The sequence below is a fragment of the Enterobacter cloacae complex sp. P24RS genome (genome assembly GCF_014982165.1).
GTDB classification, from domain to species: domain Bacteria; phylum Pseudomonadota; class Gammaproteobacteria; order Enterobacterales; family Enterobacteriaceae; genus Enterobacter; species Enterobacter quasihormaechei.
In genome coordinates this window covers 1-794 of the sequence record NZ_JADCKU010000037.1, presented here as the reverse complement: position 1 = coordinate 794, position 794 = coordinate 1, and the positions used below count along the sequence as shown (strand labels likewise).

General features: G+C 56.8%; 1 protein-coding gene. It reads left to right on the top strand.

Annotation, left to right across the window (positions count from 1 at the left end):
* Positions 1-75: 75 nt before the first annotated feature.
* On the top strand, positions 76-794 hold a 719-nt coding region (locus INF58_RS20860), incomplete at its 3' end, for a mannosyl-3-phosphoglycerate phosphatase-related protein (RefSeq protein WP_193528426.1).

Here is a 794-nt window from a genome sequence, read left to right as displayed (position 1 = left end):
CCGGTTCAACGGGGTGACAACGCCTCTCTTTTTTAAGAATTTTCTCATAAAATGCGCCATCTTCCAGGAGAGTTTATGCCTTCGCTTCAGGAGACGCTGCTGGTCTTTACTGACCTCGACGGCACGCTGTTGGATTTTCACACGTTTGAGTGGCAGCCTGCCGCCTCCTGGCTGGAGAGACTACAGGATGAGCAGATACCGGTCATTCTGTGCAGCAGCAAAACCGCGTCTGAGATGCAGGACATCCAGCAGGAGCTTGGGCTTGTTGGGCTACCTTACATTGCGGAAAACGGCGCGGTGATCCAGCCTGACGTACGGTGGGAAAACGCCGCCCGGTTCATCTCAGAAAAAAAGCATGACGAAATCCGGCAGTTTATTGAACGGGTTCGTCAGGAACTGCACCTGAAATTTACCACCTTTGATGATGTGGATGAGCGCGTGGTCGCCGAATGGACCGGGCTGAGCCGCCCACGTTCGGCGCTTGCATGCAAACATGAGGCGTCCGTGACGCTTATCTGGCGTGACGGTGATGAACAAATGACGCGCTTCGCAACCGAACTGGCCCGGCAGGGGCTGAAGATCGTCCAGGGAGCACGCTTCTGGCACATTCTGGACAACGCCTGCGGCAAAGACGTGGCGGTTCACTGGCTTGTGGACCAGTATCGCCTGCACGAAGGTAAAGAGCCGACGACGCTGGGCTTGGGCGACGGCCCCAACGATGCGCCGCTGCTGGACAGCGTAGGCTTCGCCGTGGTGGTGAAAGGCTTCAACCGGGAGGGTGTCAACCTGAAAAA